Source organism: Pseudomonas sp. NBRC 111131 (assembly GCF_001320525.1).
GTDB lineage: Bacteria > Pseudomonadota > Gammaproteobacteria > Pseudomonadales > Pseudomonadaceae > Aquipseudomonas > Aquipseudomonas ceruminis.
Genome location: NZ_BCBH01000005.1, coordinates 78,003 through 94,322, shown reverse-complemented (window position 1 = coordinate 94,322; position 16,320 = coordinate 78,003). Strand labels below are relative to the sequence as shown.

Sequence of the window (16,320 nt, the reverse complement as noted above, 5' to 3'; positions counted from 1 at the left end):
GCCGGTGGCCGCTGCAACGCAGCCCCGGCGGCCGTACACACTGTCCTGATTTCTGAACAGGGTTCGCACTCGTGGTAAATGCAGTAACAACCAACCCCGCACCGCTTATCAATCGCCTGGTCGTCGTAGGTCTGGGTCTGATCGGCGGCTCCTTTGCCAAGGGGCTGCGTGAAAGCGGCCTGTGCCGCGAAGTGGTCGGCGTCGACCTTGACGCTCCGTCGCGCAAGCAGGCCGTGGCCCTGGGTGTGGTCGACCGCTGCGAAGAAGACCTTGCCGCAGCCTGTGTGGGCGCCGATGTCATTCAACTGGCTGTGCCGATCCTGGCCATGGAGAAACTCCTGGCGCGGCTGGCTCAGCTGGAGCTGGGCGACGCCGTCATCACCGACGTTGGCAGTGCCAAGGGCAATGTGGTGCGCGCCGCGCGTGCGGTCTTGGGCGAGCGCCTGGCGCGCTTCGTGCCCGGGCACCCGATCGCCGGTTCCGAGCAGAGTGGGGTGGAAGCCTCCAACGCCGTTTTGTTCCGCCGCCACAAAGTCATCCTCACGCCATTGGCAGAAACCGATCCGGCCGCCCTGGCGCTGGTCGATTGCTTGTGGCGTGCGCTGGATGCCGATGTCGAGCACATGTCGGTGGAGCGTCACGACGAAGTGCTGGCCGCCACCAGTCATCTGCCGCACCTGTTGGCCTTTGGCCTGGTCGATTCGCTGGCCAAGCGCAATGAAAACCTCGAGATCTTCCGGTACGCTGCAGGTGGTTTCCGCGATTTCACCAGAATCGCCGGCAGCGATCCGACCATGTGGCACGACATCTTCCTCGCCAACCGCGAGGCTGTCCTGCGCACGCTGGACACATTTCGCAGCGACCTCGACGCCTTGCGCGACGCGGTCGATGCTGGGGACGGGCACCAGCTGCTGGGCGTATTCACCCGCGCACGCGTTGCCCGCGAGCATTTCAGTAAAATCCTGGCCCGCCGGGCCTATGTGGACGCTATGAACGCCAACGATCTGATTTTCCTGGCCCAACCGGGTGGCCGCCTGACCGGGCGAATCCGCGTACCGGGCGACAAGTCCATTTCCCATCGTTCGATCATGCTTGGCTCGCTGGCCGAAGGCACGACCGAAGTCGAAGGCTTCCTCGAGGGTGAGGACGCCCTGGCGACTCTGCAGGCATTCCGTGACATGGGTGTGGTCATCGAGGGCCCGAACCACGGCCGCGTGACCATCCACGGCGTAGGCCTGCACGGCCTCAAGCCGCCACCCGGTCCGATCTACGTCGGTAACTCGGGGACTTCCATGCGCCTGCTGTCGGGCCTGCTGGCCGGCCAGTCGTTCGACGTCACCATGACCGGTGATGCCTCGCTGTCCAAGCGCCCGATGAACCGTGTGGCCAACCCGCTGCGCGAAATGGGCGCGGTGGTCGAGACCGGCCCTGAGGGCCGTCCGCCACTGACCATCCGTGGCGGCCATAAGCTCAAGGCGCTGACCTACACGCTGCCGATGGCCAGCGCCCAGGTCAAATCCTGCCTGCTGCTGGCAGGCCTGTATGCCGAAGGCAAGACCACCGTAACCGAGCCTGCACCGACCCGCGACCACACCGAGCGCATGTTGCGTGGCTTCGGCTACTCGGTCGAGTCGAACGGCCCGGTGGCTTCGCTGCAGTCCGGCGGCAAGCTCACGGCTACCCGTATCGAAGTGCCGGCAGACATTTCTTCCGCGGCATTCTTCCTGGTTGCCGCGTCCATCGCCGAAGGCTCCGAGTTGGTACTCGAACATGTCGGCATCAACCCGACCCGCACCGGCGTCATCGACATCCTGCGCCTGATGGGCGGCGATATCACCCTGGAGAACCAGCGTGAAGTGGGCGGTGAGCCGGTGGCGGACCTGCGCGTGCGCGGCGCCAAGCTCAAGGGTATCGACATTCCCGAGCACCTGGTGCCGCTGGCCATTGACGAATTCCCGGTACTGTTCGTCGCCGCCGCCTGTGCCGAAGGGCGCACCGTGCTGCGTGGCGCCGAAGAGTTGCGCGTGAAGGAATCGGACCGTATCCAGGTCATGGCCGACGGGCTGATTACCTTGGGCGTGAAGTGCGAACCGACCCCGGACGGCATCATCATCGACGGCGGCCAGATCGGCGGCGGCGAAGTGCATGGTCACGGTGACCACCGTATCGCCATGGCTTTCAGTGTCGCCTCGCTGCGTGCCAGCGCGCCGATCCGCATCCATGATTGCGCCAACGTCGCCACGTCCTTCCCCAACTTCCTCAAACTGTGCGCCGAAGTCGGCATCCGCGTTGCTGAAGAGGGCAAGTCGTGAACGCGCAGGCGCCTGTCATCACCATCGATGGCCCAAGCGGCTCGGGCAAGGGCACCGTTGCTGGCCTGCTCGCGCGTGAGCTGGGCTGGCGGCTGCTGGACTCTGGTGCGCTGTACCGGCTGCTGGCGTTCAACGCCACCAACCATGGCGTCGACCTGACCAACGAAGAACTGCTCAAGGCCCTGGCCGCCCATCTGGATGTGCAGTTCATCGCCGCCGAGCCGGGTAAGCTGCAGCAGATCATTCTCGAGGGTGAGGATGTCAGTAATGTCATCCGCACCGAGACCGTCGGTGCTGGTGCGTCGATGGTTGCATCGCTGCCTGCGGTGCGCGAAGCGCTGCTGCAGCGCCAGCGTGCCTTTCGCGAGGCGCCTGGCCTGATTGCCGATGGCCGCGACATGGGCACCGTTGTCTTCCCGGACGCGCCGCTCAAGGTATTCCTCACCGCCAGTGCCGAGGAGCGTGCCCGCCGCCGCTACCTGCAGTTGAAGGGCAAGGGCGAAGATGTTAGTCTGTCGAGTCTGCTAGATGAGATACGTGCGCGCGATGAGCGCGACACCCAGCGCGCAGTGGCCCCGCTCAAGCCGGCGGCCGATGCCATTCAGCTGGACTCTACCGAGTTGTCCATCGAGCAGGTGCTGCAACGTATCAGGAGCGAGCTCGCCCAGCGCGACTTGCTCTGATCGCCAGGAAAGCATGCAGGGGCACCAGTCAACGTCCTGCAGGCTTTCCTTTACTTAACGAAACCCACATTGTCTGGAATGTGGCGATGGGCGTATGTTTCGCCCGAATCTACAGGAATTAAAATGAGCGAAAGCTTTGCAGAACTCTTTGAAGAAAGCCTGAAAACCCTCAATCTTCAGCCGGGCGCGATCATCTCCGGTATCGTTGTCGACATCGACGGCGACTGGGTTACCGTACACGCTGGTCTGAAATCCGAGGGCGTCATCCCGCTCGAGCAGTTCTACAACGAAGCTGGCGAGCTGACCATCAAGGTCGGTGACGAAGTTCACGTTGCGCTGGACGCGGTCGAAGACGGCTTTGGCGAAACCAAACTGTCCCGTGAAAAAGCCAAGCGCGCCGAGTGCTGGATTGTTCTGGAAGCAGCTTTCGCCGCCGAAGAAGTGGTCAAGGGCGTTATCAACGGTAAGGTTAAGGGCGGCTTCACTGTCGACGTTAACGGCATCCGTGCGTTCCTGCCGGGCTCCCTGGTTGATGTCCGCCCAGTGCGCGACACCACCCACCTGGAAGGCAAAGAGCTGGAATTCAAGGTCATCAAGCTGGACCAGAAGCGCAACAACGTTGTCGTTTCCCGTCGCAGCGTGCTGGAAGCCGAGAACAGCGCCGAGCGCGAAGCCCTGCTGGAAACCCTGCAGGAAGGCCAACAGGTCAAAGGTATCGTCAAGAACCTCACCGACTACGGCGCCTTCGTGGACCTGGGCGGCATCGACGGCCTGCTGCACATCACCGACATGGCCTGGAAGCGTATCAAGCACCCTTCCGAAATCGTTAACGTTGGCGACGAAGTCGACGTACGCGTTCTGAAGTTCGACCGTGAGCGCAACCGCGTTTCGCTGGGTCTGAAGCAGATGGGCGAAGATCCGTGGGTTGCTATCACTTCGCGCTACCCAGAAGGTACTCGCGTACAGGCTCGCGTTACCAACCTGACCGACTACGGCTGCTTCGCTGAGCTGGAAGAAGGCGTTGAAGGTCTGGTACACGTTTCCGAAATGGACTGGACCAACAAGAACATCCACCCGTCGAAAGTCGTTCAGGTTGGCGACGAAGTGGAAGTCATGGTTCTGGACATCGACGAAGAGCGTCGTCGTATCTCCCTGGGCATCAAGCAGTGCAAGTCCAACCCATGGGAAGACTTCTCCGGCCAGTTCAACAAGGGTGACAAGATCACCGGTACCATCAAGTCGATCACCGACTTCGGTATCTTCATTGGTCTGGACGGCGGCATCGACGGCCTGGTTCACCTGTCCGACATCTCCTGGAACGAAACTGGCGAAGAAGCCGTGCGTCGTTTCAAGAAGGGCGACGAGCTGGAAACCGTCATCCTGTCGGTTGACCCAGAGCGCGAGCGCATCTCCCTGGGCATCAAGCAGCTGGAAGACGATCCGTTCTCCAACTTCGTTGCTGTCAACGACAAGGGCGCTATCGTCAAGGGCATCGTGAAAGAAGTTGACGCCAAAGGCGCCATCGTCACCCTGGCCGACGACATCGAAGCTACTCTGAAGGCTTCCGAAATCAGCCGTGACCGCGTTGAAGACGCGCGTAACGTTCTGAAGGAAGGCGAAGAGATCGAAGCCAAGATCATCAGCGTTGACCGCAAGTCCCGCGTTATCAGCCTGTCGATCAAGTCGAAAGACGACGCTGAAGAGCGCGAAGCCATCCAGAGCCTGAAAAACGCTCCGGAAGCGGCTGCCGACACCACCATGGCTGCGCTGCTGCGCGAAGCTATGGCCAAGCAGAACTAAGTTCTGTTTGATCGGTAAAAAGGGGTGGCCTTCGGGTCACCCTTTTTTTATGCCCTTATTTTCCCTTCCGCGCCTTGGGCCTTCGGATCGTTGACGAGGGGCTGCAGCGCAGCCATGCGCTTATTTCCTTACGTTCCCTTCTTGAATTTTTTTATTAAGTCAAGAACCGCCCTGTTCAAATCTCTCCCAGCGTGCTACAAACTGATTAAGCAATGATCTAGCTGCTTGATAACGAAGGGAAAAATATGACGAAGTCGGAGCTGATCGAACGTATTGTCACCCATCAAGGGCTGCTCTCATCCAAGGATGTAGAGTTGGCCATCAAGACCATGCTTGAACAGATGTCCCAATGCCTGGCCACCGGCGATCGTATCGAGATTCGCGGTTTTGGCAGCTTTTCCTTGCATTATCGCGCCCCGCGGGTAGGTCGCAACCCCAAGACCGGCCAGTCGGTAGAGCTTGAAGGCAAGTTCGTGCCGCATTTCAAGCCAGGCAAAGAGCTGCGTGATCGTGTCAATGAAGAAGAGCACGAGCACCCCTGAGTGATGAAGGAGCAGTCTCATGCGTAACCTCAAGCGCGCCTTGGCGGCGCTGTTTGTGCTGCTGCTGGCGGCAGTGGTGTTGTTTTTCGTGCTGGAGAACCAACAGGCGGTAGCGCTGGTGTTGTTCGGTTGGTCGGCGCCGGCCTTGCCGGTGGCGGTGCCTGTGCTGGCAGCCTTGGTAATCGGTTTGGCGATAGGGCCGCTGTTGGGCGCTTATGGCGTGCAGCGTAGCAAGCGCAAGATTCGTGCTTCGGCGCGGCAGGCTGCATTGAGCGGCAATAGCTGAAAGTTCTTACGCGGCTATGGGAAAAATTACCTTTCCACGCTCCCGTTGAAATGAAGTAATACGCACTTCATTTTCGGCCTTGGCGAGCGTGCAGCAGTATGGAATTTCCCGCCCTTTCTCATCATGGTGGTACCCGGGGCGTAACCGGTTCCTGCCACCAGCTGCACCTCGATGGCACCACCAGCTTGCTGGTCGACTGTGGTCTGGAACAGGGTGCTGACGCTGCGCCTGGTGCCGAATTTGCTCCTATCGGCTTCGATATCAGTGGCATTCAAGCGCTGGTTGTCACTCACGTTCATCTTGATCACGTCGGTCGCATCCCTGCATTGCTGGCTGCCGGCTATCGCGGCCCAATTCTTTGCAGCGAGCCATCGGCCAAGCTCTTGCCGCTTGTATTGGAAGATGCCTACAAGCTACGGGTTAGCGCTGATCAGGTCCAGGTCGAGCGCTATCTGGCGTTGTTGCAACGGCTCGTTGTAGCGCTGCCCTTCGAGCAGTGGCATGACGTGGTTGAAAGTAAAGGGGTGAGCTGTTCAGTTTGCCTGCAGCGTGCAGGGCATTTGTTGGGTTCGGCCTATGTAGAGTGTGATGTGCGCTATCCCGGCACGGAGCCCAGTGCTCGTGTGGTGTTCTCCGGTGATCTGGGCGCACCTTGCAACCCGCTGCTGCGTGCGCTCCAGCCCCCGGAACGGGCTGACATTCTGGTGCTCGAGAGTACCTACGGCGACCGGCTGCATGCCGAGCGCAGCAGTCGCCTGCAGCGCCTGGAGGCCGCTATCGATCGGGCGCTGGCCGATAGCGGCACCCTGCTCATACCCGCTTTCAGCCTGGGGCGCACCCAGGAGTTACTGTACGAAATCGAAGATATTCTGCATCGCAAGTGCCTGTTGAGTGAGGGCAAAGTGGCAGGGCAGGGTGATCCGTTGCTCACCCTGGATTGGTCCCGTTTGCCGGTCATCCTCGATTCGCCCCTGGCTCAGCGCATTACCCAGGCATATACGCAACTCCATGAATACTGGAACTGCGACGCCAGGCAGCGACTGGGCCAGGGCAGGGAGCCGCTCGGCTTTGGTCAGCTAGTCAGCGTGGACACCCACGCCAAACATCAGCAAGTGGTCAACTACCTCAAAAGCACTGGCCGGCCAGCGATCGTCATAGCCGGTAACGGCATGTGCTCGGGGGGCCGAATCGTCAATTACCTCAAGGCAATGCTGGGTGATCCCCGGCACGAAGTGCTGTTTGTCGGCTACCAGGCCAAGGGCACACCCGGTGCCATTCTTCAGGCCAGCGAAGGTGCAGAAGGCTTCGTGCAGATCGACCTGGATGGGGAGATGTATGACATCCGGGCGAAGGTCATGACTTTGAGCGGATATTCGGGACATGCCGATCAGGCCGGGCTGGTTGAATATGCCGCAGGCATACCGCAAGCCCCGACAAAGATTGTTTTGGTGCACGGGGAAAGTCGCGCGAAAACTGCATTGGCAAATGCCTTGAAACGTCGGTTTTCAGCACTTGGGGAGTGTCCGGATATTCTTGTTGCAAAATAAAACGGTCGTTCACAGAACATTGACGCGCTTTGTTGTCTCATGCGCGCCATGAGGTGTTTCATGGCGTTTACAGGTGCTGGCATTTTGCTGCAACTCAGCGCTGTATGCGGCGTAGCCTGTGCCTGGCGGGCAAGCCTCCAAGAAAAAACTCTGGTATTCTACAGGCCGATGCTTGCGTCTTGAGCCTATGGATGGCCAGGGATTAAACACGCTGGGCGCGTACATTTTAGCGCCGTCGCGGCCCATCGCGATGGCGGTCAGAAATAAGACACATGCAGGTTCCCTGAGGTTGACAACTTCAAGTGGCCGTTAAGGACTCGAATATGGAATTGATCCCGGTAATCCTATCCGGTGGCGTTGGCAGCCGTCTGTGGCCAGTATCCCGTGAGGCTCATCCCAAGCCCTTCATGACCTTGCCGGACGGGCAGAATCTTATCCAGAAGACATTCCTGCGCGCTGCCCGGCTGGAAGGTGTGGTCGAAGTACTGACCGTTACCAACCGTGAACTCTTGTTCAAGACGGAAGACGAGTACCGCACGATCAATACCAATGGCCACGCCCAGGGCTATATTCTTGAACCCTTCGGCCGTAACACAGCGGCTGCGGTAGCCGCTGCAGCCCTGCAACTGCACCAGACCCATGGCCCGCAGGCCCACATGCTGGTGTTGGCTGCCGACCACCTGATCCAGAACGAAGCAGCCTTCTCCGAGGCGGTCACCAAGGCCATGCACCTGGCTTCGCAAGGTTGGCTGGTAACCTTCGGGATCAAGCCACAGTACCCTGAAACGGGCTTCGGCTACATCGAGGCCGCCACCGGCGGTGTGCTCGAGGGCGGCCTTAAAGTCGAGCGTTTCGTCGAAAAGCCCGACCTGAAAACCGCAGAGTCCTACGTGGCAGCCGGCAACTACTTCTGGAACGCGGGGATGTTCTGCTTCCAGGTCGGCGCCGTTATCGAAGAATTCAAGGCGCACGCGCCGGATGTGCTCGAGGCCGTTGCACATACCCTGGAAGCTTCCCGTCGCTCCACCTCCGCCGGCTACAGCTGCCTGGCCCTGGATGCCGACAGCTTCGCCAAGGTGCCGGACATCTCGATCGACTACGCCCTCATGGAGCGCTCGCGCAAGGTCGCAACCATCCCGTGTGACATCGGTTGGAGCGACATCGGCTCGTGGAATGCGGTCAGCGAACTGACCCCGCCGGACGAGCAGGGCAACCGCTTCGAGGGCGAAGTGATGGCCTATGGGGCGAGCAACAACTATGTCAGCACCGAAGACCGTCTTGCGGCGCTGGTCGGTGTGCAAGACCTGCTGGTGGTCGACACCCCGGATGCACTGCTGATTGCCCACAAGGACCACGCGCAGGACGTGAAACACATCGTCAAGCGCCTGAAGAGTGACGGCCACGCCGCACACTTGCTGCACCAGACGGTGCACCGCCCATGGGGTACCTACACCACGCTGGAAGACGGCGAGCGCTTCAAGATCAAGCGCATCGTGGTCAAGCCCAAGGCGTCGCTGTCGCTGCAGATGCACCATCACCGCAGCGAACACTGGATCGTGGTCAGCGGCATGGCCGTGGTGGTCAATGATGACCAGGAGCTGATGCTCAACACCAACGAATCCACCTTCATTCGTGCCGGCCACAAGCATCGTTTGCAAAATCCAGGTGTCATAGACCTGGTCCTGATCGAAGTGCAGAGCGGCGACTACCTCGGCGAAGACGACATCGTGCGGTTCGAGGACAAGTACGGTCGCTGCGACGCCTGATCCTGGCCTTCCTGCTGGCCCGCATATGCCTCCTTGAGGGGCCGGGCCAGTTTCTGGTGGCAATCCAATGCCAACCTCGTCTTCAAATCGGTCGCTGCTCACCCGGCGCCGCATCAAGTGAGATGTATGTACGCACCTATCCAGACCCGTTGCTTCAAAGCCTATGACATCCGTGGCCAAGTGCCCGCCGACCTCAATGACGATGTGGCCTACCGCATCGGCCGCGCCCTGGTGGCTGAACTGGGCGGGCGCACCTACGTGGTCGGGCGCGACATGCGTCTGGAAAGCCCGGGCCTGTCCCGCGCGCTGATGCAAGGCCTGACCGAAGGCGGTGCCGATGTGATCGATATCGGCCTGTGCGGCACTGAAGAAGTCTATTTCGCCACCAGCCATCATCAGGCCGACGGCGGCATCATGGTCACCGCCAGCCATAACCCCAAGGGTTACAACGGCATGAAGCTGGTGCGTGAACAGTCCCGCCCGATCAGTGGTGATACCGGACTGAACGACATCCGTCAGCGCGTGGAAGCCGGTAACCTGGGTGTGCAAGCGGCTACGCCAGGTAGTGTTCGTGAGGCATTTGACAAAACCGCCTACATCGACCACCTGCTGACCTACGTCGACCTGTCCGCACTCAAGCCGCTGAAGGTGCTGGCCGACCCTGGCAACGGCGCCGTCGGCCCGGTGCTGGAACTGCTCAAGGCGCGCCTGCCGCTGGATATCACCATCATCAATGGCGAACCGGACGGCAACTTCCCCAACGGCATCCCTAACCCGTTGCTGCCAGAAAACCGAGACCTGACCCGCCAGGCAGTGCTCGATACCGGCGCGGACATGGGCATTGCCTTCGACGGCGACTTTGACCGCTGCTTCTTCTTCGACAACCAGGGCCGCTTCATCGAAGGCTACTACGTGGTCGGCCTGTTGGCAGAAATGCTGTTGGCCAAGCACCCGGGCAGCAAGATCATCCACGACCCGCGCCTGACTTGGAATACCATCGAGCAAGTCGAAGCTGCAGGCGGTGTGGCCATCCAGAGCAAGACCGGCCATGCCTTCATCAAGGAGCGCATGCGCGCTGAAGATGCCGTGTATGGCGGCGAAATGAGCGCCCACCATTACTTCCGCGATTTTGCCTACTGCGACAGCGGTAATATCCCTTGGCTGTTGGTGGCCGAGCTGATGAGCGTCAGCGGCAAGAGCCTGGCCCAACTGGTCGACGAGCGGATTGCCGCGTTCCCGTGCAGCGGTGAAATCAACTACGAAGTCGCCGACGTGAAAGGCACCATCGAGAAGATCCTCGACTTCTACACGCCACAGAGCCCAAGCGTCGACCGTACGGATGGCATCAGTGTCGAGTTCGCCGACTGGCGTTTCAGCCTGCGTGGCTCGAACACTGAGCCGCTGCTGCGCTTGAACGTCGAGAGCCGCGCCGATGAGGCCCTGGTGGCTCAACGTGTTGCAGAAATCGCCCGTCTGATTCAAGGATAACTATGTTCGGCATGCTCCGGGGCGTCTGGGACTACAGAGGCTTCATTCTCACGTCCATCAAGAACGAGTTCATCTCGCGTTTTGCGCGCAGCAAACTGGGTGGCTTATGGATGATCATCCATCCATTGGCACAGGTGGCCATTTATGCGCTGATCCTGTCCAACGTGCTCGGCGCTCGCTTGCCGGGCATCGACAACAAGTACGCCTATGCGCTGTACCTGATCGCCGGCATCCTGGCCTGGAACCTGTTTGCCGAAATCGTCGGGCGCTGCCTGACGGTCTTCATCGAGCAGGGCAACCTGATGAAGAAGATGCGCTTCCCGCGCATTGCGCTGCCGGTGATCGTGGTGGGGTCGTGCCTGCTCAACAACCTGCTGTTGTTTGCCGCGGTGATGATCATCTTCGCCATCCTTGGGCATGCCCCGAATGTGCAGATGTTCTGGTTGCTGCCGCTGACCCTGGTTGTGGTGGCCTTCGCGGTAGGGCTGGGCCTGGTGCTGGGGGTGTTGAATGTGTTTCTGCGCGATATTGGCCAAGTCGTGCCGATCATCATGCAGGTGTGGTTCTGGTTCACCCCCATCGTCTATTCGGTGAACATCGTGCCTGATTACCTCAAGGGTACGCTGGACATCAACCCTATGTACGCGCTCGTCACCGCCTACCATAACGTGCTCGTCTACAAGCTCGCGCCGAACCTGGCTGCCGTCGGCATGACGGTCGCCATCGCGCTCTGCCTCATGGTGCTTGGCCTGTTCCTGTTCCGTCGGGCCTCCGCGGAAATGGTGGACTCACTATGACCCTTCTGTCAGTCAACAATGTCGGCAAGGCCTACCGCGGTTACCGCTCGGAATGGCAACGTATTGCCCGCTGGTTCTACCTGCCGGTCAAGGCTAGCAACGAGCACTGGGTGCTCAAGCATGTCAGCTTCACTATCGAAGCAGGCGAGGCCATCGGTTTGGTCGGCCAGAACGGAGCCGGTAAATCCACCCTGTTGAAGATGATCACCGGTACCCTGCAGCCCACCGAAGGCAAGGTCCACGTCAATGGCCGCATCGCGGCCATCCTCGAGTTGGGCATGGGCTTCAATTCCGAGCTGACCGGCCGCCAGAACGTCTACCACGCCGCCGGGCTGATGGGGTTCAATACCGAGCAGATCGACAGTGTCATCGACGACATCGAAGCCTTCGCCGAAATCGGCGAGTACTTCGACCAGGCTGTGCGTACCTACTCCAGCGGCATGCAGATGCGCGTGGCGTTTTCGGTGGCGACCGCGTTTCGCCCGGAAATCCTCATCATCGACGAAGCCTTGTCGGTAGGTGACAGTTACTTCCAGCACAAGAGCTTTGGCCGCATCAAGCAATTCCAGAAGGCGGGCACCACGTTGCTGATCGTCTCCCATGACCGTGCCGCCATCCAGGCCTTGTGCAACCGCGCGATCCTGCTCGATGGCGGCACCGTGATCAAGGACGGCCCGCCCGAGGAGGTGATGGATTACTACAACGCCATCATCGCGCAGAAGGAAAACGCCACCGTTGAAGTGCAGACCCTCGAAAATGGTGCGGTTCAAACGCGCTCGGGCAGTGGCAAGGCCAGTATCGAAGGCGTCACTTTGTATAACGCTCAAGGGGCAGCTGCAGAGTACGTCACGGTTGGCGAGGATATCTGCTTGACCGTGGATGTGGCCATCAATGCCCCTTTGCCAGAGCTGGTCGTGGGTTATGTAATCAAGGATCGCCTGGGGCAGGACGTTTACGGCACCAATACCCATCATCTGGGGTGTGCGCGCAAGGACCTCGCGCAGGGCACGCAACTGTCTTACCGATTCCGCTTCCCCGCCAATCTGGGCGTGGGCTCTTATTCCGTAGCCGTAGCGCTGCATGCCGCAGATGCGCACGTGGTGGACAACTACGAATGGCGCGACCTGGCCTTGGTATTCAACGTCGTCAACGTGTCGGGAAGTACTTTCGTAGGCCTTGCCTGGATACCACCGACCGTGGAGTGTATTAATGGATAGCCGATTTTACCGTGCGTTCGAAGACCGCCATCGCGGGTCGCGAGCGTTGATCGCCAGCCGTCTTGAAGTCTACCTGCCGTTCCTGGCGCCTCTGAAGACCCTCTACTCCAACCCAGCCGTGCTGGACGTAGGCTGTGGTCGTGGCGAGTGGCTGGAAATACTCATCCGCGAAGGCTATGACGCCAGCGGTGTCGACCTTGACGAAGGCATGCTCGAGGCCTGTCGCGAACTGGGCCTGCCAGTGCGCACTGATGATGCGCTCAACGCGCTGCGCCAGTTGCCCGACGCAAGTCTGATTGCCGTCAGCGGTTTCCACATCGCCGAGCACATCCCGTTCGCCGTGCTGGAAGAAATGGTCGGCGAAGCCATGCGTGTGCTGCAGCCCGGCGGCTTGCTTATCCTGGAAACGCCCAACGCTGAAAACGTGGTGGTTGGTACCAACAATTTCTTCGTCGACCCCACACACGACCGCCCGATCCCCAGCTTGCTGCTTTCGTTTCTGACGGAGTTCAAGGGCTTCGCCCGCTCCAAGGTACTTCGTTTGCAAGAAGCGCCGGACCTGCGCGACCCTGAGCGCAAGCTGGGCGTCATGGACGTGCTGGCCGGCACCAGCCCGGATTACGCCGTGGTGGCGCAAAAACAGGCAGCAGACGACGTACTGGCAGCGTTCGACGCTCCGTTCGCGCAAGTGTATGGCGTGGCGCTGGACGAATTGGCTTCGCGTTATGACCAGGCCTTGGAAGGTCGGTTGAATACTCTAGAGAATCAAATGGCAACCGAAGTACACGACATACTTGGCGCCCTGAAAGCCGAACAGGCCGAGCGGGTGCAATTGCTCGAGGCTGGGTTTGCGCAGGAGAAGGGGCAGTGGGAGAGCGAGCTGGACCAAGCGCGCGCGCAGGCTGACCGGCTACGGGTCGAGATGAACACTTCGTTGAGCAATGCTCACAACTGGTACCTGCGCGCCACCGCTCTGGAACAGCAATTGACGGCGCTGCAGAGTAGCACGGTGTGGCGAGCGACCGCGCCAGTTCGCCAGCTAGGCCATCTGGTCAAGCACCCTCGTAGTGTCTCGGCGACGGCCAAGCATGGCTTGCGCCGTCTTGCGCCTCATGCTCGCCTCTGGCTGGCGCGTCGCCCGGCGATCGAACGCAAGGTCAGGTCGCTGGTTCAACGTAGCCCCTGGCTCAGTAGCGTGCTGCGCAACCTGTTGAAAGTGGATGCGCCTGTCATTCCTGTAGAAGCGAACGACCCACAGCACGGTTTGATCGACCATGCTCCATTGACCCCACGGGGGCGCCAGATCGAGAGCGCACTTCGTGCTGCCGTAACGAAGGGCCAGAAGTAATGCGTATCGTAATTGACATGCAGGGCGCGCAGACCGAAAGCCGCTTTAGAGGCATCGGCCGCTACAGCATGGCGTTCGCCCAGAGCATAGTGCGCAATCGAGGCGAGCATGAGATCTATCTCGTGCTCAACGGCATGCTGCACGAGAGCATAGAGCCTATCCGTACGGCGTTCATCGGTTTGCTGCCGCAAAGCCACATACGTGTCTGGTACGCCGAAGGGCCAGTTGCGGACAGTCATCCGGATAACCTGGCGCGTCGCCAGACGGCCGAATATGTCCGGCAGGCGTGTATCGATGCGCTTGAGCCGGATGTGGTTCACGTGACCAGTTCGGTGGAGGGCTACATTGACGACGCGGTGATTGGAAGTGCTTCGCTGCATCAGAACGCGTTGATCAGCACCACGCTCTATGACCTGATCCCTCTGGTAAGTCCTCAGCAATACCTGGACGGCAATCCTGCTTACAAGAGCCATTATCTGGCCAAGGTCGCTGCGTTCCAGGGGTATGATTTGTTGCTGTCGATCTCGGACTTTGCTCGCCAGGAAGCGCTATCTCTGCTGCCCTTGGACGACGCGCGTGTCGTTAACGTATCAACCGCTGCAGATGACGTGTTTTACCCAGTCACACTAACCCACGAAGAACGGTTGGCTCTGCTGGAAAAATTCGGCCTGCGTGAACCGTTCGTTTTGTATACCGGCGGTGCAGATGAGCGCAAGAATCTTCCTCGCTTGATCGAGGCCTTTGCAGCCGTCAAATCAAACGTCGGGGATACACAATTGGTGTTCGCCGGCAAGATGCCGCAGTACCACGTGGATCTATATCGTCACCATGCTCTTGACCACGGGTTAGGCGTGGACGATCTGGCTTTCACCGGTTTCGTCAGTGATGCCGAACTTCGTAGCCTCTACAGCATATGTGAGCTGTATGTGTTCCCGTCCTGGCACGAAGGCTTCGGGCTGCCACCGCTGGAAGCCATGAAATGTGGCGCCCCCGTAATCGGTGCGAACGCCTCCAGCGTACCGGAGGTGATTGGTTGGGATGCCGCGACCTTCGACCCCCATGACCCAGCGGCGATCGCCAGCAAGCTGGAGCAAGCATTGCTGGACGATGCCTTCCGCAAGGCCTTGGCTGTGCACGGGGCAGACCGGGCCGAGCACTTCTCATGGGACCGTACAGGGCAAGCTGCCATCAAGGCCTTCGAACAATCCCTGGCCGATCGTCAGGCTGGCGAGGGCCACGTTGAGCAGGGGGGCGATCACCTTCAAAGGCTGATTGAAACACTCAGTGCGAGTGCACCGCTGCTCAACGGTGATGTCTCCATCGAGCGCCTGGCCAAGGCCGTGGATTACTCCACGCAGCAGCCAGCAGACGTGCCCAGTTTGTTCGTGGACATTTCAGAGCTGTGTAAGCACGACGGCAAGAGCGGTATACAGCGTGTGGTGCGCAGCATTTTGCTGGAGTGGCTAGTCAACCCGCCTTCGGCATACAAGGTCGTACCTGTGTACACGAATGCGGGAGAGCCGTTCTATCGTGAAGCCTCGGCATTTACTGCCAAGTTCCTGGGCCAGGAACCGAGCGAGGCATTGCAAGACGAGGTGATCAGCTACCGTGCAGGGGACGTCTACCTTGGCCTCGATCTCTTGATGGATGTGCTACCGCACAAAAAAGCCTATTTCAATGCGATGCGCGATCACGGCGTCAGTATCCTGTTTGTGGTCTATGACTTGTTGATTCTGCAACTTCCGCACTGTTTCGTAGACAGCCTGCACGAACATTATGAGAAATGGATCCATACGGTTGCACAATACGATGGTGCTATCTGTATTTCACAAGCAGTGGCTGACGAGTTACATGACTGGCGACTAGAGCACATGCCCCCTCGTAAGCGTCCGTTCCACATCGGCGCTTTCCATCTGGGTGCGGACCTTGATCAGTCTGTTCCATCGTTAGGGTTCCCGGAAGACCCTGCCATGCGCCTTGAAGCGCTGGAAGACAACCCCACGTTCCTCATGGTAGGTACGCTGGAACCCCGTAAAGGGCATGCGCAGACGCTTGAGGCGTTCGAACAACTATGGGCCGATGGGGTACAAGTCAATCTTGTCATTGTGGGTAAACATGGCTGGCTGGTCGATGAACTGGCGCAGCGGCTGACCCATCACGCAGAGCGTGGCAAGCGGCTGTTGTGGCTCTCGGGTGCGAGCGACGAGTACCTGGAGCATCTGTATCAAGCGTCTGACTGCCTGATTGCCGGTTCCTACGGTGAAGGCTTCGGCCTTCCGTTGATCGAGGCCGCGCAACACAAACTGCCGATTATTGCCAGGGACTTGCCTGTGTTCCGGGAAGTGGCTGGTGATCACGCCTGGTACTTCGACGGCACGCACACAGAAGAAATTGCGCAGAAGATTAAGCAATGGCTGGGGTTGTTCGAAAAGGGCGAGCATCCTCAATCCAACGAAATGCCATGGTTGACATGGAAAGCCAGCGCACAACAGCTGGTAGATGCAATAGATAAGTGCGCGTTCTAACGCGCCTAT

The 16,320-nt window shown here is 59.7% G+C and carries 12 protein-coding genes; all 12 read left to right on the top strand.

The genetic code is table 11. From position 1 onward, the window contains the following. Positions 1 to 71 precede the first annotated feature (71 nt). The gene (locus tag APH34_RS07055) at positions 72 to 2,312 is read left to right on the top strand and encodes a bifunctional prephenate dehydrogenase/3-phosphoshikimate 1-carboxyvinyltransferase (RefSeq protein ID WP_054900468.1); all 2,241 of its coding nucleotides are present in this window, start codon (positions 72 to 74) and stop codon (positions 2,310 to 2,312) included. Continuing rightward, a complete protein-coding gene (cmk, locus tag APH34_RS07050) occupies positions 2,309 to 2,995 on the top strand; it encodes a (d)CMP kinase (RefSeq protein ID WP_054900467.1) in 687 nt (228 codons plus the stop codon). The genes APH34_RS07055 and cmk overlap by 4 nt, the downstream gene beginning before the upstream one ends. A 123-nt stretch (positions 2,996 to 3,118) precedes the next feature. Next, on the top strand, positions 3,119 to 4,795 hold the full coding sequence (gene rpsA, locus APH34_RS07045; RefSeq protein ID WP_008095150.1) for a 30S ribosomal protein S1: 1,677 nt from the start codon (positions 3,119 to 3,121) through the stop codon (positions 4,793 to 4,795). A 245-nt stretch (positions 4,796 to 5,040) separates the two neighbouring features. Next, positions 5,041 to 5,337, top strand: coding sequence for an integration host factor subunit beta (gene ihfB, locus APH34_RS07040; RefSeq protein WP_012313292.1), 297 nt, complete (start codon positions 5,041 to 5,043; stop codon positions 5,335 to 5,337). Positions 5,338 to 5,356: 19 nt separating this feature from the next. Further along, positions 5,357 to 5,623, top strand: coding sequence for a lipopolysaccharide assembly protein LapA domain-containing protein (locus APH34_RS07035; RefSeq protein WP_054900466.1), 267 nt, complete (start codon positions 5,357 to 5,359; stop codon positions 5,621 to 5,623). 98 nt (positions 5,624 to 5,721) lie between these two features. Continuing rightward, the gene (locus APH34_RS07030; RefSeq protein ID WP_054900465.1) at positions 5,722 to 7,170 is read left to right on the top strand and encodes an MBL fold metallo-hydrolase RNA specificity domain-containing protein; all 1,449 of its coding nucleotides are present in this window, start codon (positions 5,722 to 5,724) and stop codon (positions 7,168 to 7,170) included. A gap of 323 nt (positions 7,171 to 7,493) precedes the next feature. Then, a complete protein-coding gene (locus APH34_RS07025) occupies positions 7,494 to 8,936 on the top strand; it encodes a mannose-1-phosphate guanylyltransferase/mannose-6-phosphate isomerase (protein WP_054900464.1) in 1,443 nt (480 codons plus the stop codon). 126 nt (positions 8,937 to 9,062) lie between these two features. Continuing rightward, complete coding sequence (locus APH34_RS07020) at positions 9,063 to 10,424, top strand: phosphomannomutase/phosphoglucomutase (protein ID WP_054900463.1); 1,362 nt, start codon at positions 9,063 to 9,065, stop codon at positions 10,422 to 10,424. Between the two features lie 2 nt (positions 10,425 to 10,426). Next, the gene (locus APH34_RS07015; protein ID WP_054900462.1) at positions 10,427 to 11,221 is read left to right on the top strand and encodes an ABC transporter permease; all 795 of its coding nucleotides are present in this window, start codon (positions 10,427 to 10,429) and stop codon (positions 11,219 to 11,221) included. After that, entirely contained in the window at positions 11,218 to 12,438 is a 1,221-nt protein-coding gene (locus APH34_RS07010) for an ABC transporter ATP-binding protein (RefSeq protein ID WP_054900461.1), read from the top strand. Before APH34_RS07015 ends, APH34_RS07010 begins: the two co-directional genes overlap by 4 nt. Further along, the gene (locus APH34_RS07005) at positions 12,431 to 13,786 is read left to right on the top strand and encodes a bifunctional 2-polyprenyl-6-hydroxyphenol methylase/3-demethylubiquinol 3-O-methyltransferase UbiG (protein WP_054900460.1); all 1,356 of its coding nucleotides are present in this window, start codon (positions 12,431 to 12,433) and stop codon (positions 13,784 to 13,786) included. Before APH34_RS07010 ends, APH34_RS07005 begins: the two co-directional genes overlap by 8 nt. After that, on the top strand, positions 13,786 to 16,311 hold the full coding sequence (locus APH34_RS07000; protein WP_054900459.1) for a glycosyltransferase family 1 protein: 2,526 nt from the start codon (positions 13,786 to 13,788) through the stop codon (positions 16,309 to 16,311). Before APH34_RS07005 ends, APH34_RS07000 begins: the two co-directional genes overlap by 1 nt. The last annotated feature ends 9 nt before the right edge of the window (positions 16,312 to 16,320 follow it).